At 54.6% G+C, this 280-nt stretch carries 1 protein-coding gene; it reads left to right on the forward strand.

The window, feature by feature from the left end; genetic code table 11:
• The coding region (locus tag EN804_RS36770) for a glycine betaine ABC transporter substrate-binding protein (RefSeq protein WP_281407944.1) at positions 1-280 on the forward strand (280 nt) is incomplete at both ends.

Genomic DNA, 280 nt, shown 5'->3' on the forward strand with positions numbered 1-280 from the left:
CAGGCGCCGGGTATGGCATGGTTGTACCGAACTATATGGCTGACGCAGGCATCAAGGGTCTCGCCGACTTAGCCAAACCAGAGGTGAAGGAGAAGCTGGGCGGCAAGATCTATGGCATCGAGGCAGGCAATGATGGCAACCGGATCATCCTCGATATGATCAAGAAGCCGAACTCGCCGATTGCGGGATACGAGCTCGTCGAATCTTCTGAAGCCGGCATGCTTACTCAGGCAGAGTCCGCCATGAAGAATAATCAGTGGATCGTATTTCTCGGCTGGAC

Source organism: Mesorhizobium sp. M8A.F.Ca.ET.161.01.1.1 (assembly GCF_004792105.1).
In the GTDB taxonomy this organism is placed as follows: Bacteria; Pseudomonadota; Alphaproteobacteria; order Rhizobiales; family Rhizobiaceae; genus Mesorhizobium.